Source organism: Pseudidiomarina salinarum, assembly GCF_000753715.1.
Taxonomy (GTDB): Bacteria; Pseudomonadota; Gammaproteobacteria; order Enterobacterales; family Alteromonadaceae; genus Pseudidiomarina; species Pseudidiomarina salinarum.
Genome location: NZ_JPER01000001.1, coordinates 328,915 through 353,582 on the forward strand (window position 1 = coordinate 328,915; position 24,668 = coordinate 353,582).

At 53.8% G+C, this 24,668-nt stretch carries 26 protein-coding genes and 3 tRNA genes; 16 read left to right on the forward strand and 13 right to left on the reverse strand.

Translation table 11 applies throughout. The features are described from left to right. The first annotated feature begins 23 nt into the window (after positions 1-23). The 5 genes from pal (at position 24) to nadA (ending at position 2,768) form a co-directional block, all read left to right on the forward strand. Positions 24-566: a peptidoglycan-associated lipoprotein Pal gene (pal, locus tag IDSA_RS01485; protein WP_034773750.1), complete on the forward strand. Its 543-nt coding sequence runs from the start codon at positions 24-26 to the stop codon at positions 564-566. 28 nt (positions 567-594) lie between these two features. Beyond that, positions 595-1,323, forward strand: a complete 729-nt coding sequence (gene ybgF / locus IDSA_RS01490; protein ID WP_034773751.1) for a tol-pal system protein YbgF — start codon at positions 595-597, stop codon at positions 1,321-1,323. Between the two features lie 138 nt (positions 1,324-1,461). Next, positions 1,462-1,537: transfer RNA gene (locus IDSA_RS01495), tRNA-Lys, on the forward strand. A 28-nt stretch (positions 1,538-1,565) separates the two neighbouring features. Beyond that, positions 1,566-1,641, forward strand: a tRNA-Lys gene (locus tag IDSA_RS01500). Between the two features lie 80 nt (positions 1,642-1,721). Continuing rightward, positions 1,722-2,768 carry a quinolinate synthase NadA gene (nadA, locus tag IDSA_RS01505; protein ID WP_051985995.1) on the forward strand — a complete coding sequence of 349 codons (1,047 nt, stop codon included), beginning with the start codon at positions 1,722-1,724 and terminating at the stop codon, positions 2,766-2,768. Here nadA and IDSA_RS01510 read toward each other — a convergent pair. Genes IDSA_RS01510 through IDSA_RS01520 form a run of 3 tightly spaced genes read right to left on the reverse strand, consistent with a single transcriptional unit; the run spans position 2,751 to position 5,456 of the window. Continuing rightward, positions 2,751-3,578 (reverse strand): SDR family oxidoreductase, encoded by an 828-nt coding sequence (locus IDSA_RS01510; RefSeq protein ID WP_034773752.1) that lies wholly within the window; start codon positions 3,576-3,578, stop codon positions 2,751-2,753. The genes nadA and IDSA_RS01510 overlap by 18 nt on opposite strands. Next, a complete protein-coding gene (locus IDSA_RS01515; protein WP_084694004.1) occupies positions 3,575-4,351 on the reverse strand; it encodes a ZIP family metal transporter in 777 nt (258 codons plus the stop codon). Before IDSA_RS01515 ends, IDSA_RS01510 begins: the two co-directional genes overlap by 4 nt. A gap of 22 nt (positions 4,352-4,373) precedes the next feature. Continuing rightward, complete coding sequence (locus IDSA_RS01520) at positions 4,374-5,456, reverse strand: MBL fold metallo-hydrolase (RefSeq protein WP_051985996.1); 1,083 nt, start codon at positions 5,454-5,456, stop codon at positions 4,374-4,376. Positions 5,457-5,559: 103 nt separating this feature from the next. Here IDSA_RS01520 and IDSA_RS01525 point away from each other — a divergent pair, with 103 nt between their 5' ends. Then, entirely contained in the window at positions 5,560-6,804 is a 1,245-nt protein-coding gene (locus tag IDSA_RS01525; protein ID WP_034773753.1) for a DUF2254 domain-containing protein, read from the forward strand. Between the two features lie 160 nt (positions 6,805-6,964). Here the strand turns inward: IDSA_RS01525 and IDSA_RS01530 are convergent. The 7 genes from IDSA_RS01530 to IDSA_RS01555 all read right to left on the reverse strand — a co-directional run bounded on the left by IDSA_RS01530 (position 6,965) and on the right by IDSA_RS01555 (position 10,792). Beyond that, a tRNA-Ser gene (locus tag IDSA_RS01530) sits at positions 6,965-7,052 on the reverse strand. A gap of 68 nt (positions 7,053-7,120) precedes the next feature. Beyond that, complete coding sequence (locus IDSA_RS01535; protein WP_051985997.1) at positions 7,121-8,101, reverse strand: mechanosensitive ion channel family protein; 981 nt, start codon at positions 8,099-8,101, stop codon at positions 7,121-7,123. 4 nt (positions 8,102-8,105) lie between these two features. Next, entirely contained in the window at positions 8,106-8,579 is a 474-nt protein-coding gene (locus IDSA_RS01540; protein ID WP_034773754.1) for a bacterioferritin, read from the reverse strand. Between the two features lie 8 nt (positions 8,580-8,587). Then, the gene (gene bfr / locus IDSA_RS01545) at positions 8,588-9,061 is read right to left on the reverse strand and encodes a bacterioferritin (protein ID WP_034773755.1); all 474 of its coding nucleotides are present in this window, start codon (positions 9,059-9,061) and stop codon (positions 8,588-8,590) included. Positions 9,062-9,099: 38 nt separating this feature from the next. After that, positions 9,100-9,321, reverse strand: a complete 222-nt coding sequence (locus IDSA_RS11960; protein WP_084694006.1) for a bacterioferritin-associated ferredoxin — start codon at positions 9,319-9,321, stop codon at positions 9,100-9,102. Positions 9,322-9,392: 71 nt separating this feature from the next. Then, positions 9,393-9,824, reverse strand: coding sequence for a DUF3429 domain-containing protein (locus tag IDSA_RS01550; RefSeq protein ID WP_034773756.1), 432 nt, complete (start codon positions 9,822-9,824; stop codon positions 9,393-9,395). Next, the gene (locus IDSA_RS01555; RefSeq protein WP_034773757.1) at positions 9,821-10,792 is read right to left on the reverse strand and encodes a calcium/sodium antiporter; all 972 of its coding nucleotides are present in this window, start codon (positions 10,790-10,792) and stop codon (positions 9,821-9,823) included. The genes IDSA_RS01550 and IDSA_RS01555 overlap by 4 nt, the downstream gene beginning before the upstream one ends. A 120-nt stretch (positions 10,793-10,912) precedes the next feature. Here IDSA_RS01555 and IDSA_RS01560 point away from each other — a divergent pair, with 120 nt between their 5' ends. Then, positions 10,913-11,875 (forward strand): CorA family divalent cation transporter, encoded by a 963-nt coding sequence (locus IDSA_RS01560; protein WP_034773758.1) that lies wholly within the window; start codon positions 10,913-10,915, stop codon positions 11,873-11,875. Here the strand turns inward: IDSA_RS01560 and IDSA_RS01565 are convergent. Genes IDSA_RS01565 through IDSA_RS01575 form a run of 3 tightly spaced genes read right to left on the reverse strand, consistent with a single transcriptional unit; the run spans position 11,852 to position 15,631 of the window. Continuing rightward, entirely contained in the window at positions 11,852-12,964 is a 1,113-nt protein-coding gene (locus IDSA_RS01565; RefSeq protein WP_198024041.1) for an ABC transporter ATP-binding protein, read from the reverse strand. The two genes, IDSA_RS01560 and IDSA_RS01565, sit on opposite strands and share 24 nt — an antisense overlap. Then, a complete protein-coding gene (locus IDSA_RS01570) occupies positions 12,951-14,618 on the reverse strand; it encodes an ABC transporter permease (protein ID WP_051985998.1) in 1,668 nt (555 codons plus the stop codon). The genes IDSA_RS01565 and IDSA_RS01570 overlap by 14 nt, the downstream gene beginning before the upstream one ends. Beyond that, positions 14,618-15,631: a Fe(3+) ABC transporter substrate-binding protein gene (locus IDSA_RS01575; protein ID WP_034773759.1), complete on the reverse strand. Its 1,014-nt coding sequence runs from the start codon at positions 15,629-15,631 to the stop codon at positions 14,618-14,620. The genes IDSA_RS01570 and IDSA_RS01575 overlap by 1 nt, the downstream gene beginning before the upstream one ends. 165 nt (positions 15,632-15,796) lie before the next feature. Between IDSA_RS01575 and IDSA_RS01580 the strand changes: the two genes are divergently transcribed. From IDSA_RS01580 to nqrE, 9 genes are all read left to right on the forward strand, one after another. Further along, a complete protein-coding gene (locus tag IDSA_RS01580) occupies positions 15,797-17,635 on the forward strand; it encodes a cation:proton antiporter (protein WP_034773760.1) in 1,839 nt (612 codons plus the stop codon). Between the two features lie 213 nt (positions 17,636-17,848). Further along, positions 17,849-18,313, forward strand: coding sequence for a hypothetical protein (locus tag IDSA_RS01585; RefSeq protein ID WP_034773761.1), 465 nt, complete (start codon positions 17,849-17,851; stop codon positions 18,311-18,313). Further along, positions 18,313-18,633, forward strand: a complete 321-nt coding sequence (locus IDSA_RS01590) for a BolA family protein (protein ID WP_034773762.1) — start codon at positions 18,313-18,315, stop codon at positions 18,631-18,633. The genes IDSA_RS01585 and IDSA_RS01590 overlap by 1 nt, the downstream gene beginning before the upstream one ends. 82 nt (positions 18,634-18,715) lie before the next feature. Then, positions 18,716-19,894, forward strand: coding sequence for an enoyl-ACP reductase FabV (gene fabV, locus IDSA_RS01595; protein WP_034773763.1), 1,179 nt, complete (start codon positions 18,716-18,718; stop codon positions 19,892-19,894). 192 nt (positions 19,895-20,086) lie between these two features. Further along, on the forward strand, positions 20,087-21,427 hold the full coding sequence (locus IDSA_RS01600) for a Na(+)-translocating NADH-quinone reductase subunit A (RefSeq protein WP_034773764.1): 1,341 nt from the start codon (positions 20,087-20,089) through the stop codon (positions 21,425-21,427). 2 nt (positions 21,428-21,429) lie between these two features. Beyond that, the gene (locus IDSA_RS01605) at positions 21,430-22,629 is read left to right on the forward strand and encodes an NADH:ubiquinone reductase (Na(+)-transporting) subunit B (RefSeq protein WP_034773765.1); all 1,200 of its coding nucleotides are present in this window, start codon (positions 21,430-21,432) and stop codon (positions 22,627-22,629) included. Next, the gene (locus tag IDSA_RS01610; protein WP_034773766.1) at positions 22,622-23,401 is read left to right on the forward strand and encodes a Na(+)-translocating NADH-quinone reductase subunit C; all 780 of its coding nucleotides are present in this window, start codon (positions 22,622-22,624) and stop codon (positions 23,399-23,401) included. The genes IDSA_RS01605 and IDSA_RS01610 overlap by 8 nt, the downstream gene beginning before the upstream one ends. Beyond that, positions 23,394-24,026, forward strand: coding sequence for an NADH:ubiquinone reductase (Na(+)-transporting) subunit D (locus IDSA_RS01615; protein ID WP_034773767.1), 633 nt, complete (start codon positions 23,394-23,396; stop codon positions 24,024-24,026). Before IDSA_RS01610 ends, IDSA_RS01615 begins: the two co-directional genes overlap by 8 nt. 10 nt (positions 24,027-24,036) lie before the next feature. Then, complete coding sequence (gene nqrE / locus IDSA_RS01620) at positions 24,037-24,645, forward strand: NADH:ubiquinone reductase (Na(+)-transporting) subunit E (RefSeq protein WP_034773768.1); 609 nt, start codon at positions 24,037-24,039, stop codon at positions 24,643-24,645. The last annotated feature ends 23 nt before the right edge of the window (positions 24,646-24,668 follow it).

Sequence of the window (24,668 nt, forward strand, 5' to 3'; positions counted from 1 at the left end):
TTTTAAAATTAAGGAACGTGAACATGAATACAACTCAACTACTTAAAGGCCTGTTCATTGCGGTGCCGATGCTGACCTTAGCGGCTTGTACGACCAGCCCTGATGCCGATGGTACAGCAGAACAGCAACGTACTCAGGATCAGGCTCAACAGCAACAGCAAGATAGCGGTGTTGATCTTGGTGCAGCTGAACGCCCAAAAACTCCTGAAGAAGTTCGTGAAGCGAAATTCGCTGAACTGCGTCAGCAAAATATTATCTACTTTACTTTTGATGAGTCACGGGTTTTACCTGAATTTGCTGAGCAACTTGAAGCACACGCTGATTTTCTGGTGAAAAACCCGGGCACTAACGTAACCATCGAAGGTCATGCTGATGAACGTGGTACGCCTGAGTACAACATCGCCCTGGGCGAACGTCGTGCTAAAGCGGTTGCGCAGTACCTGCAGAACCTGGGCGTATCCAACAGCCAGATTAACACCGTTTCTTACGGTGAAGAGAAGCCAATGGTGAAGCAATCTACCCCAGCTGCTTACGCGAAAAACCGTCGCGCGGTGCTGGTTTACTAATAAGCTTTTTTAATAACTGGTAAAGCCAATGCAAAAACTTATCGTCGTGTTGGCCTTTCTGATTCCCGGCGTCGTGCTTGCACAGGCGCCGGTTTCCAAGTTAGGCAGTGGCTCTGTGGAAGAGCGCTTGAGTCAGCTTGAACGCGTGATGGATGCACGTAACAGTGCCCAGATGGCGTTGCTGGATCAAATGAACACACTACAGAATGAAGTCGCTGAACTCCGTGGGCGTACTGAAGAGCACGCGCATCAGCTGGAGCAGATTCTGCTGCGTCAGCGGGAAATCTATCAGGAAATAGACCGCCGTCTGGCTGCGCAACCAACAATGCCTACTGTGGCTACTGAAGGGTCGGCAAGTGGCTCGCAGGGTTATTCAACGGATGTCAGTGAAAACGATGCTTATGACCGGGCTATTAAGCTGGTGCTGGAAGACAAGCGTTATGATGCGGCTATTCCGGCTTTTCAGCAATTCCTGGAGCGTTTTCCTGACTCAACCTATGCTGCCAATGCGCACTACTGGTTAGGTCAGTTATTGTTTGCTGACGGCAAATACGATGCGGCAAAGAAAGAATTCAACACCGTGGTCGAGAATTTTCCTGACAGCAATAAGCGTGGCGACTGTCTGCTGAAACTGGGCATTATTGCTCAGCAACAGGACCAGCCGCAGCAAGCGCGTAGCTATTTTCAGAAGGTACTTAACGAGTACTCGGGTTCCACTGAAGCGACTCTGGCCCAGAAGCGGCTGAACGAGTTGTAGAATCGCTGTAGAAAAGCCCGGGCATATGTTCGTTAATTGAGCAAACGCACCGGTTTACTGTAATTTACGGTTGCAACGTGTGGTGATTTAAGTAAACTATGCCGCCGTTGCAGCTGATACTGTTGCAGCAGACAGATTGGGTCGTTAGCTCAGTTGGTAGAGCAGTTGACTTTTAATCAATTGGTCGCAGGTTCGAATCCTGCACGACCCACCAATCTTCTGTCACCGCATTTTTTGTTCGTGGGTCGTTAGCTCAGTTGGTAGAGCAGTTGACTTTTAATCAATTGGTCGCAGGTTCGAATCCTGCACGACCCACCACGATTTCCCTGCTAAGTTCTATCATTCCTGAATTTTCCTGTATAATACCCAGACTATCTCCGTGAATTGACGTGGTATTCATGAACCAAGCAGAATTAATCCAGACCCGGCTGATTGAGAATCTCGATTATTCGTTTCCAGCCAAACCCAAGCCGCTGACCGAAGCCCAACAGGCTGAGTATATTGCCCGCATCAAAGATTTGTTGCGCGAGAAAAACGCGGTGCTGGTGGCGCATTACTATACGGATCCGGAAATTCAGGCGCTGGCTGAAGCCACCGGCGGTAAAGTTTCTGATTCGCTTGAAATGGCCCGCTTTGGCGCCGAACATCCGGCCGAGACGCTGATTGTTGCCGGGGTTAAATTCATGGGCGAGACCGCGAAGATTCTGACCCCCAACAAGCGCGTACTGATGCCAACCCTGGATGCCACCTGCTCGCTGGATATCGGCTGCCCGATTGAAGAGTTCTCGGCGTTCTGTGACGAGTACCCGGATCGCACTGTGGTGGTTTATGCCAACACCTCAGCGGCTGTTAAAGCGCGCGCTGACTGGGTGGTCACTTCGAGTATTGCCCTGGAGCTGGTGGACTATCTGGATGCCAAAGGCGAGAAGATCGTCTGGGGACCAGATAAGCATCTGGGTAATTATATTGCCAAGAAGACCGGCGCCGACATGGTGATGTGGCAGGGTGCCTGTATTGTGCATGATGAATTCAAGACTAAAGCGCTGGAAGATTTAAAAGCGGTGTACCCCGAAGCGGCTATCCTGGTGCACCCGGAATCACCGGAGCAGGTAGTGAACCTGGCGGATGCGGTGGGTTCAACCTCGCAGCTGATCAAAGCCAGCCAGGAACTTCCCAATGAAACCTTCATCGTGGCAACGGATCGCGGTATTTTCTACAAGATGCAGCAACTGTCACCGCACAAGCACTTTATTGAGGCCCCAACGGCCGGTAGCGGCGCTACCTGTCGTAGCTGCGCCCATTGCCCCTGGATGGCAATGAACGGGCTGGCAGCGATTGCTGAGGCGCTGGAAACCGGCGGCCCGAAACACGAAATATTCGTGGATCCGGATCTGGCTAAGCGCGCCCTGAAGCCGCTGAACCGGATGCTAGACTTTAAAGCCTGATCGAAAGGTCGGGTAAATCAGTTCATAACCGGTCGCGCGCAGCCGCTTGTTACTACAACGCTTGCTGCCGCGCGGCCCGACTTCATCGCTGCGGGGCAATTCAGCCGGTTCAATCCCTTCCTGACGGGCAATATAGCTATACACAGTTTCCATCTGTGCTGGCTCGTCATCGGTCACCAGATACAGAGCATCCGGCTCATCCATCTGCGTTAATAAATAAACGATAAAACCGGCGACGTCGTCGGCGTGGATGCGATTGCTCCAGGCTGGGGTAATGGTGGCGTCACGGTTGCGGATCATCTCCCGCAGCCGATCCCGGCCCGGCCCGTAAATGCCCGTACAACGCAATATGGTCGTCGGCGCGTTACAACCGGCAATCGCCTGCTCGGCCTGCAGTAACATCTTGCCGGTATCGCGGTCGGGCTCAGTGGGGCTGTTTTCGTCCACCCATTCGCCATCGCGCTGGCCATACACCCCGGTGCTGGACACATAAAACACCCGCGGCGGCTCAGCCACATCCTTTAATACCTGCTGCAGATGGCGACAGGGGATCACGTAGCCCTTATGGTAGGCTTCTTTGTCACGGCCGTCAGGTGTCATGGTAACCAGCACCGCATCGAAGGGTTCCCGGAGTAATTCGCGCAGGTCCTGCTCATTGGTAGCATCGGCAGTAACCAGTTCAACACCTTCTACCACTTCTTTATCGTCAGGGTGACGACAGGCTCCGACCGCCTGCCAGTTTCTGCGCACCATAAGCCGTGCTACGCGCTGGGCGATATCGCCGTAACCTAATAACAGAATTCGTTTCATGCAACTAACCACACATCAAGGAAAAGCATTAATACCAGCCCGATCATCAAGCCTGCGGTGGCACGTTGATGGTGGCCGCGGCGGTGGGTTTCGGGGATGATTTCGTGACTGATAACAAACAGCATGGCGCCGGCGGCAAACACCAGGCCCCATGGCAGCAGTAAGGCCGATATATTGACAAAGATACCGCCAAACAGGCCACCGACAGGTTCAAATAGGCCGGTTAACGCCGCTACGGTAAAAGATTTTAATTTACTGTAACCCACGCTAAGCAGGCCAACTGCCACCGCCAAGCCTTCCGGCAGGTTTTGCAGGCCGATACCCAGTGCCAGAGCGAATGCGCTTTCGGTTTCGCCACTGCCATAGGCAACGCCCACAGCCATGCCTTCAGGAAAGTTATGAATGGCGATGGCGAATACAAACAACCAGACGCCGGCGATTTTGGCGCTGTCCGGGCCTTCATGGCCGGTAACGAAATGCTTATGGGGGATAAGCCGGTCAAGCGCTGAGATAGCGATAGCGCCAAGCAGGATCCCGATCACGGCGATAGCGCCGGGGATAGGGCCCTCGCCATAGGTTTCGCCGGCAATCGCCAGGGCGGGCACAATCAGCGAGAAAAACGAGGCGGCCAGCATCACTCCGGCGGCGAAGCCAAGCAGGGTATCGTTAAAGCGCTCTGAGGGCTTAGTACCTAACAGAATCGGAAAGGCACCGACAACAGTTAAGGCGCCGGTCAGGGTGCTGGCAATCAGGGCCGTCAGAATTAAATCCACTGCTCAGATCCTCCTTGTTCTGTTAATTATTGTCAGGGCCCATGTCAGGGCTCAGCGGTGTCACCATTGTGGCACCAATTGCCATAATTAAGAAGTCAGTTTCTGCTACCCGCTGCTCTGCACGGGCGGTGAACAGATCGTCGAGAGTTTCCTGAATGCCCTCGGCGGACAGCTGAAAAGTTCCCCAGTGCATGGCCAGGCTCAGGCGGGCATTCAGATCGCGGTGAATCATAACGGCTTCGGCCGGATTGACATGATTCTTGGCCATGAACCAGCGCGGCTGATAGGCGCCGATGGGGATCAGGGCCACATCGATCCGGTCCGCATAATCGCCAATTTCCCTGAACTGCACCGGGTTGTAGCCGGTATCCCCGCCAAACCAGACCGTCCAGTCATCCAGCTCTATAAGCCAGCTGGCCCAAAGGGTTTCGTTACGATCAAACAGGCCCCGCGACGACCAGTGCTGACTGGGCGTGGCGGTATAGCTGGCCGGGCCCAGTTTCAGCTGTTGCCACCAGTCGAGTTCGGTGATCTGACGGGCGTCAATGCCATGATCGACGAACCACTCGCGTAAGCCAAGGGGAACCAGGTATTTAGGGTCTGACCCCAGCTGTTCAATGGTTTTTTCATCCAGGTGGTCGTAGTGGTTATGGCTGATGACGACGACATCGATAGGAGGTAGATCGCTAAGCTCCAGCGGTTTAGGCGTCAGCCGCTGCGGCCCGGCGAAGCTCACCGGAGACGCACGGTCACTGAGGATGGGGTCGGTGAGTATATTCAGCCCCTGATACTGCAGCAAGAAGGTGGCGTGGCCCAGCCAGGTCACCTGGGGCTGGCTGCCGGGCTGCCGGATGGTTGGCAGCTGTGCGGACATAACCGGCACCAGCCAGGCTTCCTCCGCCTGATCGGCCCAGGGATCATCACCGAACCAGCGCATCTTAAGAAAACTGAATACGTTGGCGTCGTGGGGTTCAGAATAAATATTCTGAAAACCGTCTTCGGTATGGTGGGGGGCGCTGACTTCGCGCGGCGCCGAGCTGCAGGCGCACAGCCAGAGTACGGCAAGCAGTAACACCACAGCAGAACTGGCGACGAATCTGAACAAATCTGGCTCCCTTTTTGTAACTTGCCGACTTTTATAAGTATAGTGATATATAAGGTAGAAGGATCGCAATGCGACTTCAATTTTCAACATAACAGGGGACGCAATGACTTCGCGCTATATCTGGCAGTTGCATGAGCTTTTTAAGAAAGTCTGGGTACGGGTGATCAGTTTCACTCTGTTAGCCCTGCTATCGGTGGTGCTTGCCCGTGTTCTGGCCCCCTATCTGCCGGAGGCCGTCGCGCTGCAGATCGGCGAGAAAACCGTCGAGGATATGCTCAGCATATTGACCTCTTCCATGCTCGCGGTCACCACCTTCTCGCTGGCGATTGCCGTATCGGCCTTTGCTGCTGCCACTGAATCAGCCACGCCCCGGGCAACGATTCTGCTGCAGGAGGACAGAACCACCCAGAATGTGCTGGCCACATTCCTCGGCGCTTTCTTGTTCGGCCTGGTGGGGCTGATTGCGCTGCATGCTGAGCTTTATAATGAGGCCGGCAAGGTGGTGGTGTTCCTGTTCACGGCGGCGGTGATCGGGTTGGTGGTGGTGGCGCTGATCCGCTGGATCGGGCACCTGATGGAGTTCGGGCGCATGGGGGATACGCTGGACCGGGTGGAGAAGGCGGCTGCAGCTTCATTAAATGAGCGGCTGGAGAATCCTTTTCTGGGCGGGCGGCCGCTGACCGAACCCGTTCCGGACGACTGTGTTGCGGTGGTTAGTACTGAAACGGGCTACGTTCAGCATATTGATATGCAGGAACTGCAGAAGTGCGCCGATAAGCTGGATACAAAGATTTATGTGCGGTGTCTGCCGGGGACTTTCGTGCACCGTGGTAGGGTTTTACTTTCGGTTGCTGCGGCTGAGGTGAAAGACCAAGCCGCTGACGCCATGCGCCGGGCTGTCACAACCGGCTCGCATCGGACATTTGAAGGCGACCCGCGCTTTGGCCTTATTGTGATGACGGAAATTGCTTCAAAGGCGTTGTCGCCGGCAGTAAATGATCCTGGTACTGCGATTGATGTATTGGGACGGCTGACCCGGATCCTGTCGGACTGGCGTGACCGGCCTGACGCAGAGGTACGTTTTTCACGGCTTATTGTGCCGCCAATCACGGTACAGGATGTGTTCGAGGATGCATTCAGGCCTATAGCCCGCGACGGTGCTGCTTTTGTGGAAGTGCAGATAAGATTGCAGAAGACGCTGGCAGCGCTTGCTGAGGTGGTGCCCGAGGTGTTTACGGTGCCCGCCAGAAAAATGGCACAGGACGCGCTTGAGCGAGCCCGGGCGTCATCGCTGATGGCTGCGGATATGGCGGCGATTCAGGCTGCTTCGGTGAAGCGTGGGGGGTGAGGGATTCATTCGGCCCATCCATGGGCCTCACCCTTCGGGCAGCGCTGGCGCGCTGTGCAAAACGGCTGTCCTGCCGTTTTGTCGAACCTTAGGGTTCTCACCAAAGCCTCCCTGTCCAACAGATACAAAAAAACCGCCACTGGGGCGGTTTTTTTGTATCTGGCGGAGAGAGAGGGATTCGAACCCTCGATACGTTGCCGTATACACACTTTCCAGGCGTGCTCCTTCAGCCACTCGGACACCTCTCCGTAAAACGCGCGCCATCATAGGGAATTACGGCGATTGCGTCAACCGCTTTTGCGGCTTGTTCAAGGACTTAAATGTCGTCGGCAGCGTCATTTTCGGGATGTTTGTTCGGTATGCCCGCCGCCCCTTTCTGCTTTTCGATATCCTTCTGCATTTCCTCATCTTTAATCCAGCTGCGCACATGAATATCGCGCTGCGGGAATGGAATCTGGATATCGTATTCCATCAGCGAGGAGTGAATTTCCCACATAAAGGCGGCGTGTACCGCACCTGGCCGGTTAACCGCTTCTGGTTTGAGCCAGACCACCAGTTCGAAATTCAGGGCGCTGTCGCCAAATTCGTTGAGCCAGACCTGTGGTGGCCGGTGGCTGGTTCCGCTCAGCGTATAAGGTACGCGATCGGCAGCCTCAAGCACGGCCTCGCGGACTTTTTCTTTGTCTGAGCCATAGGCCACGCCAAATTCGACGTGGATGCGACGGTAGGTGTCGCGCATGGTCCAGTTGGTGACACGGCCGTTCACGAACTCGGAGTTGGGCACCACGATATCGATATTATCGTTGGTGGTAATCACGGTGCTACGGATATTGATGGCCTGAACTTCGCCGGTGACGCCGGACTCGAGCTCAACGAAATCACCCACTTTAAGGGTTTTATCAAACAGCAGCATGATGCCGGCGGTGAAGTTGCTGATCAGGTTCTGTAAGCCGAAACCCACACCAATACCCAGGGCACTGGCGAAGATGGCGAATTTGGTCAGATCAATACCTACGGAGGCGACGGCGATTAAGAAACCGATCACCATGATCAGGTAGTGGGTAATGCGTTTGAGCGCATACACCGACGACTGCGTCATGGTGCCGCGGTAATCGGCAAAGCGGCCAAGGGCGTTCTGGATCAGGCGCGACGCGATATAGGTCACGATAACAATGATCAGAAACTTGACGATAGATCCGTAAGTTACCGCGGTTTCACCCGCGCTAAAAAGCTCGGTTTCTAACCAACTGAACGCGGACTTGGCACTTGCCAGTAAATTATTGAGTGTTTCTTCCACGTATTCAGCCCATTTGTGCCTGCAGGTATAGCTCCAGACCTAAACGGTCGATTAACCCCAGTTGCTGACGCAGCCAGTAGGCGTGGTCTTCTTCGGTATCCTGCAGGATGCCGACCAACATGGTGCGGGTTACGTAGTCGCCGGCTTCCTCACAGAAGTCGATCACTTCGCGCAGGGTACGGGCGTTATTGTGTTCCAGCTCGAGATCGTTGCGCAGCATTTGTGGCACTTCGTGCGCAATCTGATGCGGCTCACGGGTATCCATGTCGGGTTGACCGCCTAAAAACAGCATCCGGCGGATCAGCAGATCAGCATGGCCACGCTCGTCGTCGATTTCCTGGTTAATACGGGTATAGAGTTTATCCAGCCCCATGTCTTCGTATTGACGTGAATGCGAGGTGTACTGGTCAATAGAGGTCAGCTCGAATGCCAGTAACCGGTTCAGTTGTTTCACTATTGCCTGGGTATCTAAGCTCATAACTGGATTTACTCCGTCTCGAGTTTGGTTTGCAGGTAAACGTTGTTGCCGAGTTTACTCACGAGTTCAAGCTGGGTTTCCAGCCAGTCGAGGTGTTCTTCCTGGGCGTCCAGGATCGCCGCCAGCTGATTACGGGTTACGTAATCCTGCGCCTTTTCACACTCTTCAATAGCTTCGCGGATAGCGACCACATCGGCGTGCTGAACTTTGTGGTCCAGTTGAAGCATTTCGTGCGGGTCTTCGCCAATGTAGAGTTTGCCCAGATCCTGCAGATTAGGCAGGCCTTCGAGGAATAAAATACGCTCGATAATGACATCGGCGTGTTTCATTTCTTCAATGGATGCCTTGTAGACTTTGGCATTAAGCACATGAAAGGCCCAGTTTTTATACATGCGGGCATGCAGAAAATACTGGTTAATGGCGGTGAGCTTGCGGGTGAGGATGCGGTTCAGTTCCTGCAGAACTTTAGCATTACCTTTCATCAGAGCTACTCCTTAAGCGGGTACGTCAAAATCGTAGCTTAAGTGTAGCACACCGTGGTTGGCAACATACTTTGCTCGGCAAAGCGGGCATTACGTTTCTGGACAGCTTCGCTGAGGACTTCTTTAGCGCACTGTTTACAGCATCCACACTGGGACGCTACGCCATATTCCTGGCGGAGTTCACGCATCGAACTGAGACCATTATCGACAGCGCGTCGAATGGTGTGATCAGTTACGCTTTTGCATAAACAAACGTACATGGGCTGGCTCCATTAGTTAGTATAAAAATACTAACGCAAATGCGAACGATTTGCAATAGCATGCAGCCGGTTTAAATTGATATGATAATCAGGATGATATGCAGCGCCACGGCAGTGAAGGTTAACCGGCTACGCAGTTCGAGATACCACAGCAGGTGGCCCAGGTGACGTTTCTCATAATTCAGCCAGAACAAATGCATGAGCGCGAGAATGCTCAGGATCACCAGTTCAGACAGCCAGTAGCTAAGCACTAACGCGGTAAAGCCAATTAATGCCGGCACCACGCCCCAGCCGAGCCGGCGGGATTCGGCTTCGCCGGTGCGCATGGCCATGCCCCAGTGTACACCGCCCAAAAAGCCGAGAATGATGGCGCTGTACTGAATAAACAGGGTGATAGCCTGCTCGCCGTAAATATCCAGCAAGCCGCCCATGGCCAGTGCCAGAAAAGGTAACAGGCCAAGGTAGCCAAGGCGTTGAGCGCTATGCTGTGAATTCAGGTTCATTGCAGAAATCCGGTCCGTAACAGATAAATCGTGTAGCCAATATAGCACAATATAAAGATGGCACCGTGGACCCGGTTGATGCGGTTCGGCCGGCCGCGGCGGAAGCCGAATATGGCCAGCAGTACGGTTAATATGGCGATCGCGATCCAGTCGCGGTAAAGCACCAGCGGCTCCAGCGGGATGGGGTTGATGACGCCGGCCAGGCCGACTACCGCCAGGGTATTGAACATATTGGAGCCGATGACGTTACCTATGGCCAGGTCATGTTCGTTTTTACGCACTGCAGCGATAGCCGAAGCCAGTTCCGGTAACGAGGTCCCTACTGCCACCACGGTAAGGCCGATAACCAAATCACTGACGCCAAGCGCGGTCGCGATATCAACCGCGCCCCACACCAGCATGCGTGAACTGATCACCAGCAATATCAGGCCGATGAGCAGCCAGATAATGGCGCGTTTGAGCGGCATGGCATGAGCTTTGAGCTCAACGTCTACTTCCACCGTCATCACATCGGTCTGGCCACGCATGCCCTGATAAATGCTCCAGCCGAAGTACGTAGCAAAGACAGCCAGCAGGAACCAGGCCTCGAGCGTCGTGATTTGAAAATCCAGCAGCGGGAACATGGCAACAAAAGTAACCATGAGCAGTAACGGCATTTCACGTTTGAGCACCTGGCTGCTGACGGCAATAGGTGCCAGCACGGCGGTTAAGCCCAGCACCAACGCGATATTGGTAATATTGGAACCATAGGCGTTACCTAGGGCCAGCGCCGGATTGCCCTGCACCGAGGCCAATACCGATACTACCAACTCAGGCGCTGAGGTACCGAAGCCGATAATCAGCATGCCGATAAGCAGGGGCGGCATGCCCAGATGCCCCGCGGTAGCAGCGGCGCCGTCGATAAAACGGTCGGCGCTCCAGACTAACAGGATAAGACCAAACACGATTGCCACTACTGGAAGCAACATAAAAGCCCTTGATACGGTTGTGAAAAACTGTGGCTGCTATTTTAGCGCTAAATGCTTTCACTTGTGAACCGCGGCTTTTCGGGGCTAGACTAGAGACAAACCGGAAACAGGATAATTAGTATGACAGCCAGTCAGTTAAGCGACGATTTTATTATCGACAAATGGAACTTCAGCGCGCATCCGGCCCGTAAGATTACCGAAGGCGAGCATGAAGCACAGCAAAGCTGGTTTCATTTCCAGCGGGATTTGCCCGGTATTGACGACTGGTTGCGGCAGTCGCACATTCCCGAACCCTTAATTGACGCTGTGCTGGCAGAAGACACCCGGCCGCGGTTTGAGCGGATGGAAGATGGTTTTCTGCTGATCCTGCGGGGAGTTAACCTGGGGGAGGGCGCCCGGCCTGAAGATATGATCAGCATCCGGATCCTCTATTACAAAGGAAATCTGTACAGTTTCCGGCGGCGTCCTATCCGTTCGATCCAGATCATCCGCGAGAAGCTGAAGCAGGGTACCGGACCCGAAAGCCTGCACGATTTTCTGGTGATGCTGATTGAGGAAATGAACAATCGCCTGGAAGAACTGATGGCAACCATTGAAGATCAGATGGAAGCACTGGAAGACGATGAAAAAGGTGTTACTGCTGATCGTCAGCGGGAACTGACGGTACTGCACCGGCGTCTGTTGCGCCTGACCCGCTTCGTGCGGCCTCAGCTTACCGCGCTGGAGCGGTTGTCGGCGGAAAGCCACCGCTGGCTGGATCCGGAGTTGGTGCAATGGCTGACCAACGAGCGGGACACGGCGCATCGTGTACTTGAGTCGCTGGAGATGCTGCTGGAGCAGGTCTGGATGCTGCGCGAACATCTGCAGCAGGAAGTGGCTGAGAAAATGAACCGCAATACTTACTGGTTATCTATGGTGGCGGGGATTTTTCTGCCGATCACCTTTTTATCCGGTGTATTCGGGATCAATATCGGGGGCATGCCGGGGGTTGATAATGACAATGCCTTCTGGATTTTTTCCGGGGTAATGGTGGTGATTGCGTTTTGCGAGTTTCTGCTGTTACGCCGACTGCGCTTCTGGTAACAGCATCGGCTTGTCAGTCGGAGGCTGTTGTTCCAGCCCCGGCAGCTCGCAGTGATCTGAGGCAAATACCACCAGGTGGTCGAACTCAGGACGCAGGCCGATGGTGGCGCCTACTTCCAGCTGTTCATGGGAGGGGCTTAAGGTTAATACCTCAATACCGCTGGGTAGTTCGACGGTATAGAGGTTAAAGGCGCCACGGAAACCGCGTGACTTGATCCGGCCTTTTAAGGTCGCCTGCGCGTCGGGGACGATGTCGTCCGGGCGGACCAGAAAACTCACCGGTGTGCCTGGCGCGATATGTTCCAGGCTCTGGTGTTGAAGCATTCCCAACGGTGATGCCAGCGATCCTTTCGCGTTAATTGTGCCCTGCAACAACACGCCATGGCCGATAAAATCAGCGACCAGTTGATGGCGCGGCGTGTGATAGAGCTGGTAAGGCGTTTCCCACTGCAATAACTCACCCTGATACATCACCCCGGCTTTATCGGCCATGGCAAAGGCTTCCTGCTGGTCATGCGTAACCAGCAGGGCGGTAATTTGCTCCTGTTTGAGCAATTGGCGGACTTCGATGGCCAGTTTTTCGCGCAGTTCGGCATCCAGGCTGGAGAAAGGCTCATCCAGCAATAGCAGGCGTGGTTTGGGGGCCAGTGCGCGGGCCAGTGCAACCCGTTGTTGCTGACCGCCAGATAGTTCATGGGGATAGCGCTTCTGGTAGCCAGGCAGGCCAATTCGCTCGAGTAGCTCAGCTACGCGCTGCTGTTTTTCGCTGGCGCGGGTTTTGCGCATCCCGAAACTGATATTTTCAGCTACCGTAAGATGCGGGAACAGGGCGATATCCTGAAAGACCATACCCACGCCGCGTTGTTCGGCGGGGATTTGTTTACCGGCGGCTGACATTTCAATGTTATCAATGCTGATGCGACCGTCCTGGATGGCCTGAAAGCCGGCGATGCTGCGCAACAAGGTGGTTTTACCGCAACCGCTGGGGCCCAGCAGACAGCCGATTTCACCCGCAGCGAGGCGCAGGCTGACGCTCTGCACTATAGGCTGTACGCCAAAGCTGACCTGGATGTTCTCAAGCTGTAACAGGGACAAAGTCTTGCTCCTTCAGTGCCGATTTCTGGGATTTTAGCATGGCCCGGGACAATAAAATAACGGGAATTAAGCCAACCATGACCATCATCAAAGCGGGCGGGCCGGCATCGGCCAGGCGCTCGTCGCCGGCCATTTCATAGGCGCGTACCGCCAGCGTATTAAAGTCGAATGGGCGCAGTACCAGTGTGGCCGGCAGTTCTTTGAGTACGTCGACGCCAACCAGCAGCAGCGCGGTGATGACACTGGGCCGCAATAAAGGTAAATGGATCCGGGCGAGCACCTGTAGTGGCGAATAGCCGTGGATGCGGGCCGCTTCGTCCATGCTGGGCCGGATTTCGGTTAGCCCGGCGTTGATGGTTTGCAGCGAGACGCTTAAAAAACGCACCGTGTAGGCAAACAGCAGGGCAAAAAGGGTACCGGATAGCAGCAGCCCGGGATTGTAATCAAACCAGGCTTTGCTGAGGTTGATAATCCAGCTGTCGAGCTGGCTTAGCGGCAGCATCAGGCCAACGGCGATAACCAGGCCGGGAATGGCATAACCAAGCCCGGCAAAGCCGACGCTGAGCCTGACCAGTGGTGTCGGGATTTGCCGCCGGCCGTAGGCCAGCCAGAGTGCCAGAATGACAACAATCAGTGCCGCGGTAAGCGCCAGGCCAAAGCTATTGAAGGCGAGCTGCCAGAACTCCGGCTGGGTCCACACCTGCCAGCGATCCAGTGACCAGCTGGCCAGTTGCAGGGCGGGCAGAATAAAGCCGGCGACCAGCGGCAGCCAGCAGATGGCACTGGCGGCCCAGGCGCGCCAACCACGCAATGCAAAAGGCAGGGCCGAGCGGCTGCGGGGCTGATCATAGCGCGCCTGACTGCGTGACCAGCGTTCTATCAGAATTAAGGCAATCACCGCCACCAGCAGCATGCCAGCCAGTTGCAGCGCGCCGGCGAGGTCGCCTAGGCCATACCAGGTGCGGAAAATGCCGGTGGTGAAGGTGGTCACGCCGAAGTATTGTACGGTGCCGTAATCGGCCAGGGTTTCCATCAGCGCCAGCGTGGTGCCGGTAACAATGGCCGGGCGCGCCAGTGGCAGTGCCAGGCGCAGAAAACAGGCCCAGGGGCTCAGGCCAAGGCTGCGGCCGGCTTCAATGGTGGTGGCTGACTGCTGCAGGAAGGTCGCGCGGGTGATCAGATAGACATAAGGAAACAGCACCAGACTGAGTACCAGAATGGCGCCACCCAGGCTGCGAATTTCCGGGAACCAGTAGTCGCCGTAGCCCCAGCCGGTCATCTCACGCAGGGCGCGTTGTACGGGGCCACTGAAATCCAGCATGCCGGTATAGGTATAGGCAGTAATATAGGCGGGCATGGCCAGCGGCAATAACAGTGCCCAGCTCAGAATACGCTGGCCGGGAAAACGGCAACAGGTGGTCAGCCAGGCGGTGCTGACACCGATGAGAATGACGCCGAAAGCGACCCCGAACATCAGCCACAGCGAATGGCGGATATATTCAGGAACAACGGTTTGCCAGAGATGGCTGAGGGTGCTGGTATCGCCGGTGCCGAGTAGTTGCAGGCCAACCCAGCAAATAACGAATAACGGCAGCCCCAGCAGGGCTGCCGTCAGTACTAAGGAACCTTGTCGCCAAGGGGATTGCATTAACGCCAGCCGGCCCGGTTCATCAGTTTAACGGCTTCTGTGTTGTTTTCGCCAAGGTGTTTCATGGGCAGTTTGTCCATTTTGAATTCACCCCAGTTCTGCAGGCGCTCGCTCCACTGGACGCCAGGAACGGCCGGATATTCGTTGTTAGTTTTGGCGTACCATTGCTGGGCTTCTTCCGACAGCAGGAACTCAACCAGTTGCCGGGCCGGTTCCACATTTTTGGCATATTTGGTGAGGCCAATACCTGACACGTTGACGTGGGTGCCAAAGCTATCCTGATTTGGCCAGAAGATGGCAACCTGTTCTGCCGCGGTGCGCTCCTGCACGTTGTCGCTGCCTTCCATAAGGCCCAGGTAGTAAGTATTCGCTACCGCCAGATCACAGACGCCGGCTGCGACAGCCTTGATTTGATCACGGTCACCGCCGACCGGGGAGCGGGCAAAGTTTTCAACCAGGCCATTGGCCCAGGTTTCAGTTTTTTCGACGCCCCAGTGTTCGATCAGGGCCGCAACCAGCGACTGGTTATAGATATTATCTGACGAGCGGATACAGACTTCGTTGTCCCAGCGCGGATCAGCTAAATCGCCGTAGCCGCTTAGTTGGCTTGGGTCGACCCGATCCGGTGCATAAAAAATGGGGCGTGCCCGCAGGCTCAAGGCAACCCACTCACCGTCAGCGCCTTGCCATTGCTCAGGGACTGCTGCCAGGGCATCAGCCGAACCTAACGGCTGGAAGGCACCGGCTTCAGAGGCGCGGTACAGGTTACCGGCATCAACGGTTAAGAATAAATCAGCCGGGGTATTTTCACCTTCGCTGGTCAGTCGGGCCAGCAGGGCATCACCACTGCCGGTCAGCAGGCGCACCTGAATACCGGTGTCGGCAGTAAACTGATCCAGCAGCGGCTTAATCAGCGCTTCTTTGCGCGCAGAATAGACATTCACCTGAGCGGCGCTTACCGCTGTAGTGAACGAAGCCAGAATAAGAGTACTTAATACAAGTAATTTACGCATGATAAAACAACCTCTGGTTGGCGGATGTTTGGATGCACCTAGTTTGGCTCAAATGAGAATCGTTATCAATAGGACTACCACTATTTCCTTAGAAAAATTAGACCTTTTGGGTAATTCTGGTCTAGGTTTAAGGGCCTACAAAAATAACGGGAGTGTGCTAACTCTATGTCTAATCTGTCGATAATGGCGCTCATCGGGGTAATGTCCATACTTTGTCAGTGGGCTGCCTGGCGGTTGCGGATCCCGGCGATTCTGCCGCTGATCCTGGTTGGTCTGGCACTGGGGCCCGGGCTTGGCGTATTGCAGCCTGACGCGGTATTTGGCGATATTCTGTTTCCGTTTATTTCGTTATCGGTGGCAATTATCCTGTTTGAAGGGTCGCTGACACTACGTTTCAGTGAAATTCGTGAACATGGCCGGATGGTGACCCACTTGCTCAGTATCGGCGTGTTGATCACCTGGGTTGGATCGGCCGCCGCGGCGCTTTATTTCATCGGCTTTAGTATCCAGCTGGCCGCTTTATTTGGCGCCCTGATCGTGGTGACCGGCCCGACGGTGGTGAAACCTATGTTGCGCTCGGTGCGGCCGACCACGAAGCTGTCGAATATTTTGCGTTGGGAAGGGATTCTGATTGATCCCATTGGCGCGGTGCTGGCGGTACTGGTGTTTGAATTCATTCTGGCATCGACGCAGGCCGAAGGCTGGCTCACTTCGCTGCAGGCATTCGGTCTGACGGTGCTGATTGGTTTTATCTTAGGCTATATCGCCGCGGTATTGCTGGCGCGTGCCTTTAAAAAAGGCTGGTTTCCCCGTTATCTGCAGAGCGTTGCCACACTGACCATAGTGATTGGCATCTTTGCGTTGTCCAATGCCATCCAGCATGAGTCGGGGCTGCTGACGGTTACTGTGATGGGTATCGTGATGGGTAACATCAAAGGACTGGAACTGGATGAGATCCTGGAATTTAAAGAAACCCTGAGCGTACTGCTGATATCCGCACTCTTTATTATTCTGGCATCGCGAATTGATGCCGAGCAGTTTTTCGCGCTGGGCTGGCCTACGGCATTCCTGCTGGCGACCGTCATTTTCGTGGTGCGACCGGTTAGTGTCTGGTTGTCTGCGATCGGCACCACACTGAATTTCAAAGAAAAATTACTTGTCTCCTGGATTGCGCCGCGCGGTATCGTTGCGGCAGCTATTTCGGCTCTGTTTGCATTAAAACTGCAGCAGGCTGGTTGGGAAGAAGCCGGGATTCTGGTACCGCTGGTGTTTGCGGTGATACTGAGCACCGTGGTGGTGCAGAGCCTGACCGCCAAGCCGCTGGCACAGGCGCTGAAATTGCGTGAACCGCCGGCACTGGGTTTTTTGATTTTCGGCGCCAACCCGGCCGCGCGGAACATCGCCAAAGCCTTGCAGGAGCAAGATATTAAGGTAATGGTGGCGGATACCAACTGGGAGCATATTGCGCAGGCGCGGATGGAAAACCTGCCGGCTTATTTTGGCAATCCAACATCCAAGCATGCGGAAGAGAATATGGATCTGACCGGCATCGGGCGGGCGTTGATTATTTCGCCTTATCGCCAGCTGAATCCGGTAGTGGCACTGCATTTTCTCGACCTGTTCGGCCGCAATAAAGTATTTGGCCTGGAAACCACTGAACATGACGCGCCAAAACGCCATCAGTTGCCGGAGAACTACCGTAACCGCCTGAAACTGTTCGGCAAAGGAATTTCATTTTCGAAACTCGCCAGTCTGACGTTTCAGGGGGCGCAGGTTAAAACCACGGCGCTGACCGAATCCTTTACCTATCAGGATTATCAGGAGCGCCATGAAAACCGCGCAACGCCCCTGTTTGCGATAGATAACCAGGATTTTTGCCGGGTGTTTACGGGGGATCAGAAATTTGAACCTCAGCCTGGCTGGCAACTGATTGCTCTGGTAACCGGGGAGGATACAAATGTCTCAGAAGATACCGAGTCAGCAAAAAATAGCGAAGGAAATTAACCAGTTGCGATTATGTGTTAAAAATGTAATTGAACTATTAAATTTATTGTTATAGATTGGTTGCCATGGAGTCTGAAGTTGAATCAGGGACTTGACCAGCTTCACTTGAACACGGATGTTCCTCTCCCTCTCTTTTACCGAACCGCTTACGAATCTTCGCCCTTGTGATATGCTTTACCTTCCATGAACTGAACTTTCGGATACTAACAGCCAATGCAAATTCGTCTTGTACTGGTGCTGCTCAGTCTGCTGGGCCTGGCGGCTTGTCAGCCAGCTGCCGAATCTGAGTCAGAACAGCCGGCGCTGGAAGCCGTGCGGCAGGTTGATATCTCAACGCTGCCAAATGACCAGTGGGAATTATCCAGTGGCGTACTGCAACTGAGCTTTTGTCGCGACCGTATCAATGATGCCTTGCTCGCCGAGCGGGAAGAACTGCGCCGTTGGCGACTGGTTGGTGAAATCAGTGCCATGCCATCCAGACGCGTCGAGGGGCTGGAGATTCTGGCCGATTTCTACCAGGACTATGACGTGATGCTGTGGCAACAGTCCGGCAATGTCAGTTCACAGTTTTACCGGGTCGCCGTGCCTGCAGGTCAGAACGGCGGCAATGTATTTAACGCGCTGGCCCGGATCGGCCGCGATCGGCGCGTATGTTACAGCGCACTGGAACAGAACTAATGACGACAAATCTGACAACCTCCATCCTGAACAAACTCCGTGAAGAGCTCAAACCAGAGCATCTTGAAGTAATGAATGAGAGCCATATGCATGGCACCCAAAGCGACGATTCACACTTCAAAGTTGTGGCGGTAAGTGCCCAGTTTGAATCGCTACGCCTGCTGCAACGGCATCGGCTGGTGAACAAAATTCTGGCCGATGAACTGGCTGGGCCGGTGCATGCGCTGTCGCTGCATCTGTATACTCCCTCCGAATGGGAGCAGTCCGCAGTGCCGGAATCGCCGGCCTGCCGTGGTGGCAGTAAGCAGGAATCAAGCTAAACTACTCTGATGTGTTTTCGTCGGGGCCTCAGTTACACTTAAGTTACTATTTCCCTCAGGGCTACAGACAGGATTCTTTATTATGGTAATTCACCCGAAAATCCGTGGTTTTATTTGTACTAATGCACACCCGGTAGGCTGTGCAGTCCACGTGCAGCAACAAATTGATTATATCCGTAAGCAACCAGCGCTGGATGATGCCCCCAAGCGGGTACTGGTGATTGGCAGCTCGACCGGTTACGGCCTGGCTTCACGTATTACTGCAGCCTTTGGCGGCGGCGCTAAGACACTCGGTGTCTGTTTTGAAAAAGAACCGACGGAAAAGCGCACCGGCACCGCCGGCTGGTACAACACCGCGGCTTTTCATGAAGCCGCAGAAAAAGAGGGGCTTTATGCCCACACCATCAATGGTGATGCTTTCTCTGATGAGATAAAAGAAGCCACTATTGAGCGTATCAAAGAGGATTTGGGCAAGGTTGATCTGGTGATTTACAGTCTGGCTTCGCCTAAGCGTAAAGATCCGGTAACTGGTGAAGTCTACAGTTCAACCTTAAAGCCGGTTGGCCAGGCATATACCACGAAAACCTATGATACCGACCGGGATGAGGTGAAAGAGATCTCACTGGAGCCTGCTACTGACGATGAAATTCAGAATACCGTAAAAGTCATGGGCGGCGAAGACTGGGAACTTTGGATCGCAGCGCTTCATGATGCCGGCGTGCTGGCCGAGAACTGTAAAACCACTGCCTATACTTATATAGGTAAGCAGCTGACCTGGCCAATTTACGGGCATGCCACTATTGGCCGTGCCAAAGAAGACCTGGATCGGGCTGCCGCGGCGCTGCGCGCCCGCTATTCGGATCTCAATCTGGAAGCTTATGTGTCCTCACTGAAAGCGCTGGTAACCCAGGCCAGTTCAGCGATTCCGGTGATGCCGCTGTATATCTCACTGATTTACGGTGTGATGAAAGAAGAGGGCACCCATGAAGGCTGTATTGAACAGATTTATCGCCTCTTTACTGAAGGCCTTTATGCTGAAGATCCTGAACTGGACGAAGCAGGCCGGCTGCGGATGGACGCCAAAGAAACCAATGAAGCCACCCAGGCTAAAGTCACCGCACTGTGGAATCAGATCACCCAGGATAACTTTCACGAACTGGCCGACTATGAAGGCTACCACGCGGACTTTCTGAAGCTGTTCGGATTTGGCCTTGACGAGGTGGACTACGATGCCGACGTTGATCCTGATGTTCGCTGGTAACCCCAATTTTGGCAGGTAAATTTTGTACCGCGCGAGGTGGTAACGCGCGGTATAAAAATGCTAAAATGCCGGCCCTAGTCGTACACAAACAGAATTTCTTTTTGATTTATCAGGTTTCAGCACGTTATTTGAGTTGATTGATACTGTTGCTGAAAAGAGATTAATCTTCCCTAACGAGTAGTGCAAACGCGTATGATAACGATCAAGAAAGGGCTGGATATTCCGATTAAAGGAGCTCCCCAGCAAACTATCGAAGATGGCCCGTCCATCACCACCGTTGCTGTCCTGGGTGAAGAGTATATTGGCATGCGTCCGACGATGCATGTGAAGGCCGACGATCGCGTCAAAAAAGGCCAGGTACTTTTCGAAGACAAGAAAAACCCCGGGGTTAAATTCACTGCACCTGCCGCTGGTGTTGTCAAAGACATAGTGCGTGGCGCGCAGCGGGTTTTGCAGGCCGTTGTTATCGAAGTTGATGGTGACGAGCAGGAAACCTTTGAATCTTACGACAGCGCTAAGCTGGCCGATCTCGATCGCGACAAAGTGGTTGAGCAGCTGAACAATTCCGGACAATGGGTTGCTCTGCGTCGTCGTCCATACAGCCGTTCGCCTCAGCTCGAAGATAAGCCGGAAGCGATTTTTGTCACCGTGATGGATACCAATCCGCTGGCTGGCAATCCGCTTCCTGTTATCGAAGAAAATAAGCAGGCCTTCATTGATGGTCTGAAGGTGCTGACCAACCTGACTGAAGGCAAGGTATTTGTGACCAAGGCAGGTGATGCCGAAATCGATACCGGCGATGCCAGGGTTCAGGTTGAGAGCTTCTCTGGTCCGCACCCTGCTGGCCTGGTCGGCACTCATATCCACTTCCTGCAGCCAGTCAACTTTGAAAAACAGGTGTGGCACATCGGTTATCAGGACGTCATCACCTACGGTAAATTATTTACTACCGGCGAAATCTTCACTGACCGGGTAGTCGCTCTGGGTGGCCCTGGCGTGAAGAATCCGCGTTTACTGCGCACCCGGATGGGCGCCAGTCTGACCGACCTGACCAAAGACGAGCTGGTGAACGATCAGCAGCGTATTATTTCTGGTTCGGTACTGAACGGTCATACCGTTGATGATGCCCACCAATGGCTGGGTCGTTTCCATAATCAGGTGAGCGTGTTGCCGGAAGGGAACGAAAAAGAGTTCCTTGGCTGGCTGAAACCTGGCGTGAAACAACACTCAGTTACCCGTACCTTTGCCGGCCATATCGTGGGCGGCAATGAGTTTAAGATGACTACCTCCACCAATGGATCAACCCGGGCCATGGTACCAATCGGCAACTATGAGCGGGTTATGCCGTTAGATATCCTGCCGACTATTCTGTTACGTGACATTCTGTCCGGTGATATGGAGCAAGCCCGCAAATTGGGCGTGCTGGAACTGGACGAAGAAGACCTGGCGCTTTGCACCTATGTTTGCCCCGGCAAATACGAGTACGGCCCGGAACTGCGTAATATGTTGACCACGATTGAGAAAGAGGGCTGATCATGGGCTTAAAAAATTATATTGAGCGGATTGAGCCGGACTTTGAGAAAGGGGGCAAATACGAGAAGTGGTATCCACTGTATGAAGCGGTGGCGACTATTCTGTATACCCCGGGCAAAGTCACCAAAGGCCCTACGCACGTAAAAGATAACGTTGATTTAAAACGCATCATGATCCTGGTCTGGCTGATGACATTCCCGGCGATGTTCTGGGGTATGTATAACGTTGGTAACCAGGCGGCGATGGCGCTGGCAAATGGCTACGAATTATCCGGTGCCTGGCAGGTTGGCCTGTTCCATCTGTTAGGTGGTGATTTCGCTGATGCCGGCTGGGGCACCAAGATGTGGTACGGCGCCTGCTGGTTCCTGCCAATCTATGCGGTGACCTTTATTGTCGGCGGCTTCTGGGAAGTGGTCTTTGCCAGTGTCCGTAAACACGAAGTAAACGAAGGTTTCTTTGTTACCTCGGTACTTTTTGCCCTGATTCTGCCAGCGACTATTCCGTTATGGCAGGTGGCACTGGGTATTTCGTTCGGTGTGGTCATCGGTAAAGAAGTATTTGGCGGTACTGGCCGTAACTTCCTTAACCCGGCACTGACTGGTAGGGCGTTCCTGTACTTTGCGTTCCCGGCACAGATTTCGGGTAACCAGGTATGGACAGCGGTCGATGGCTTCTCGGGCGCAACGTTGCTCGGGCAGGCAGCCAATGGCGTAAACTTCTACGGCGATATGCAACTGTGGTGGGATGCCTTCCTGGGTAACATTCAGGGTTCTGTCGGCGAAGTATCTACCCTGCTGATTCTGGCTGGCGGTCTGGCACTGATTTATTTCCGCATCGCGTCCTGGCTAATCGTCAGCGGTGTGTTCGTGGGTATGGTAGCACTGGCCTATCTGTTTAACTTTGTCGGCAGCGATACCAATGTACTCTTTGCTATGCCCTGGTACTGGCATCTGGTTACCGGTGGTTTCGCCTTTGCGATGATGTTTATGGCGACAGATCCGGTTTCAGCATCTTTCACCTCGAAGGCGAAATTTGCTTACGGCTTTTTGATCGGTGCTCTGACGGTGCTGATTCGCGTGGTAAACCCGGCATATCCGGAAGGCATTATGTTGGCGATTCTGTTTGCTAACGTATTCGCCCCTCTGTTTGACCACTTTGTAGTACAGGCGAACATAAAGCGGAGGCTGGCACGTCATGGCTAGTAACAATGATTCTCTGAAAAAGACGCTGATCGTTATCATCTCACTCTGCTTAGTGTGTGCGGTAATCGTATCAGGGGCGGCAGTGGGCTTGAAACCACTGCAGAAACAAAACGCGGCGCTGGATATGCAGCGCAACGTATTGGATTCAGCAGGTCTGCTGGAGCCGGGTACTGATGTGGTGGCGCTATTTGAAGAGCGGGTGGAAACCAAGCTGATCAATCTGAAGACGCTGGAAGTTGTCGAAGGCCGGGACGTGGTGGCTTTTGATCCTATCGCCGCGGCGCGGGATCCTGAGCTCAGCACTAATCTGAGCAAAGAAAACGATCCAGCCGGTATTGGTCGTCGTGAGGACATCACCAAGGTTTACTTCATCAACGATGAAGAAGGTAACCTGGAAACTCTGGTGCTGCATATCCGTGGCTACGGCCTCTGGGGTACCATGTTTGGCCTGATCGCCTTGCAGCCTGACCTGAATACCGTACGCGGCATTAACTTTTACGAGCACTCTGAAACTCCTGGTTTAGGTGGTGAAATCACCAATCCGCGCTGGGTTCAGACCTGGCAAGGCAAGGAAATCTACGGCGACGAACTGGAAAACGTACAAATTGACGTGACCAAGAATGTTACCGATGAAACTCATGATATTGACGCGCTCTCTGGTGCAACCTTGACCAGTAACGGCGTCGAGTATCTGATTGAGTTCTGGTTCGGTGAAAACGGCTACGGCCCGCTGTTAGAAAAAATTCGTAAGGGGGAGCTGACCAATGGTTAGTGCAAAGGAGATAAAAGAAGTCCTGTTTGGACCGATTTTCGCGAACAACCCGATTGCGCTGCAGATTCTCGGAATCTGCTCGGCGCTGGCGGTAACGTCGAAGATGGAAAACACCGTGGTTATGTGTATTGCACTGACCCTGGTAACGGCCTTCTCGAACTTTTTCATTTCGCTTATCCGCAATCACATTCCCTCGAATGTGCGGATTATCGTGCAAATGACCATTATCGCCAGTCTGGTTATCGTGGTTGATGAGGTGCTTCGTGCATACGCCTACAGCATCGCTAAGGAACTGTCGGTATTCGTTGGCCTGATTATCACCAACTGTATCGTTATGGGCCGCGCTGAAGCTTACGCCATGAAGAGCCCACCAGGGATGTCATTCCTGGACGGTATTGGTAACGGTCTGGGCTACTCGGTGGTGCTGCTGGTTGTTGGTTTTATTCGTGAACTCTTTGGTTCAGGTAGCCTGTTTGGTTACCAGATTCTGCAACTGGCCTCTGAAGGCGGCTGGTATCAGCCAATCGGCCTGTTAGTGTTACCACCAAGCGCGTTCTTTATTATCGGCGGCTTTATCTGGGTACTGCGTACCTACCGTCCGGAACAAGTCGAGCCGAAGGATTAAGGAGCAGACCATGGAAGCCTATATTAGTTTATTTGTAAAAGCGGTCTTTGTAGAAAACCTGGCGCTGTCATTCTTCCTCGGAATGTGTACCTTCCTGGCGGTGTCCAAGAAAGTATCTACCGCTTTTGGTTTGGGTGTTGCCGTTATCGTGGTATTGGGTTTATCGGTACCGGTAAATAACGTCATTTATCACAATCTGCTGGCGCCGGGTGCGCTGGCATGGGCCGGTTTCCCGGATGCGGACCTGAGCTTTCTGCGCTTTGTCACCTTTATCGGTGTTATTGCAGCACTGGTTCAGATTCTGGAAATGACCTTAGATAAATACGTTCCTACGCTGTATAACGCGCTGGGGATTTTCCTTCCCCTGATCACAGTAAACTGTGCAATCTTTGGTGGCGTTGCCTTCATGGTTGAGCGTGATTATAACTTCACTGAAAGTGTGGTCTTCGGTATTGGTAGCGGTGTGGGCTGGGCGCTGGCGATTGTCGCGCTGGCAGCGGTGCGTGAAAAACTGAAGTATGCGGACGTTCCGGATGGATTACGTGGTCTGGGTATCACGTTTATTTCCACGGGTCTCATTGGATTGGGCTTTATGTCGTTCTCCGGCGTATCGCTTTAAGCACCGGTAACGGTAGTAACGGG

Excerpts from the sequence above, each read along its gene's own strand:
- pal (WP_034773750.1), top strand. The coding sequence starts at position 24 with ATGAATACAACTCAACTACTTAAAGGCCTGTTCATTGCGGTGCCGATG.
- ybgF (WP_034773751.1), top strand. The coding sequence starts at position 595 with ATGCAAAAACTTATCGTCGTGTTGGCCTTTCTGATTCCCGGCGTCGTG.
- nadA (WP_051985995.1), top strand. The coding sequence starts at position 1,722 with ATGAACCAAGCAGAATTAATCCAGACCCGGCTGATTGAGAATCTCGAT.
- IDSA_RS01510 (WP_034773752.1), bottom strand. The coding sequence starts at position 3,578 with ATGAAACGAATTCTGTTATTAGGTTACGGCGATATCGCCCAGCGCGTA.
- IDSA_RS01525 (WP_034773753.1), top strand. The coding sequence starts at position 5,560 with ATGACTTCGCGCTATATCTGGCAGTTGCATGAGCTTTTTAAGAAAGTC.
- IDSA_RS01540 (WP_034773754.1), bottom strand. The coding sequence starts at position 8,579 with ATGAGCTTAGATACCCAGGCAATAGTGAAACAACTGAACCGGTTACTG.
- bfr (WP_034773755.1), bottom strand. The coding sequence starts at position 9,061 with ATGAAAGGTAATGCTAAAGTTCTGCAGGAACTGAACCGCATCCTCACC.
- IDSA_RS11960 (WP_084694006.1), bottom strand. The coding sequence starts at position 9,321 with ATGTACGTTTGTTTATGCAAAAGCGTAACTGATCACACCATTCGACGC.
- IDSA_RS01550 (WP_034773756.1), bottom strand. The coding sequence starts at position 9,824 with ATGAACCTGAATTCACAGCATAGCGCTCAACGCCTTGGCTACCTTGGC.
- IDSA_RS01555 (WP_034773757.1), bottom strand. The coding sequence starts at position 10,792 with ATGTTGCTTCCAGTAGTGGCAATCGTGTTTGGTCTTATCCTGTTAGTC.
- IDSA_RS01560 (WP_034773758.1), top strand. The coding sequence starts at position 10,913 with ATGACAGCCAGTCAGTTAAGCGACGATTTTATTATCGACAAATGGAAC.
- IDSA_RS01570 (WP_051985998.1), bottom strand. The coding sequence starts at position 14,618 with ATGCAATCCCCTTGGCGACAAGGTTCCTTAGTACTGACGGCAGCCCTG.
- IDSA_RS01575 (WP_034773759.1), bottom strand. The coding sequence starts at position 15,631 with ATGCGTAAATTACTTGTATTAAGTACTCTTATTCTGGCTTCGTTCACT.
- IDSA_RS01580 (WP_034773760.1), top strand. The coding sequence starts at position 15,797 with ATGTCTAATCTGTCGATAATGGCGCTCATCGGGGTAATGTCCATACTT.
- IDSA_RS01585 (WP_034773761.1), top strand. The coding sequence starts at position 17,849 with ATGCAAATTCGTCTTGTACTGGTGCTGCTCAGTCTGCTGGGCCTGGCG.
- IDSA_RS01590 (WP_034773762.1), top strand. The coding sequence starts at position 18,313 with ATGACGACAAATCTGACAACCTCCATCCTGAACAAACTCCGTGAAGAG.
- fabV (WP_034773763.1), top strand. The coding sequence starts at position 18,716 with ATGGTAATTCACCCGAAAATCCGTGGTTTTATTTGTACTAATGCACAC.
- IDSA_RS01600 (WP_034773764.1), top strand. The coding sequence starts at position 20,087 with ATGATAACGATCAAGAAAGGGCTGGATATTCCGATTAAAGGAGCTCCC.
- IDSA_RS01605 (WP_034773765.1), top strand. The coding sequence starts at position 21,430 with ATGGGCTTAAAAAATTATATTGAGCGGATTGAGCCGGACTTTGAGAAA.
- IDSA_RS01610 (WP_034773766.1), top strand. The coding sequence starts at position 22,622 with ATGGCTAGTAACAATGATTCTCTGAAAAAGACGCTGATCGTTATCATC.
- IDSA_RS01615 (WP_034773767.1), top strand. The coding sequence starts at position 23,394 with ATGGTTAGTGCAAAGGAGATAAAAGAAGTCCTGTTTGGACCGATTTTC.
- nqrE (WP_034773768.1), top strand. The coding sequence starts at position 24,037 with ATGGAAGCCTATATTAGTTTATTTGTAAAAGCGGTCTTTGTAGAAAAC.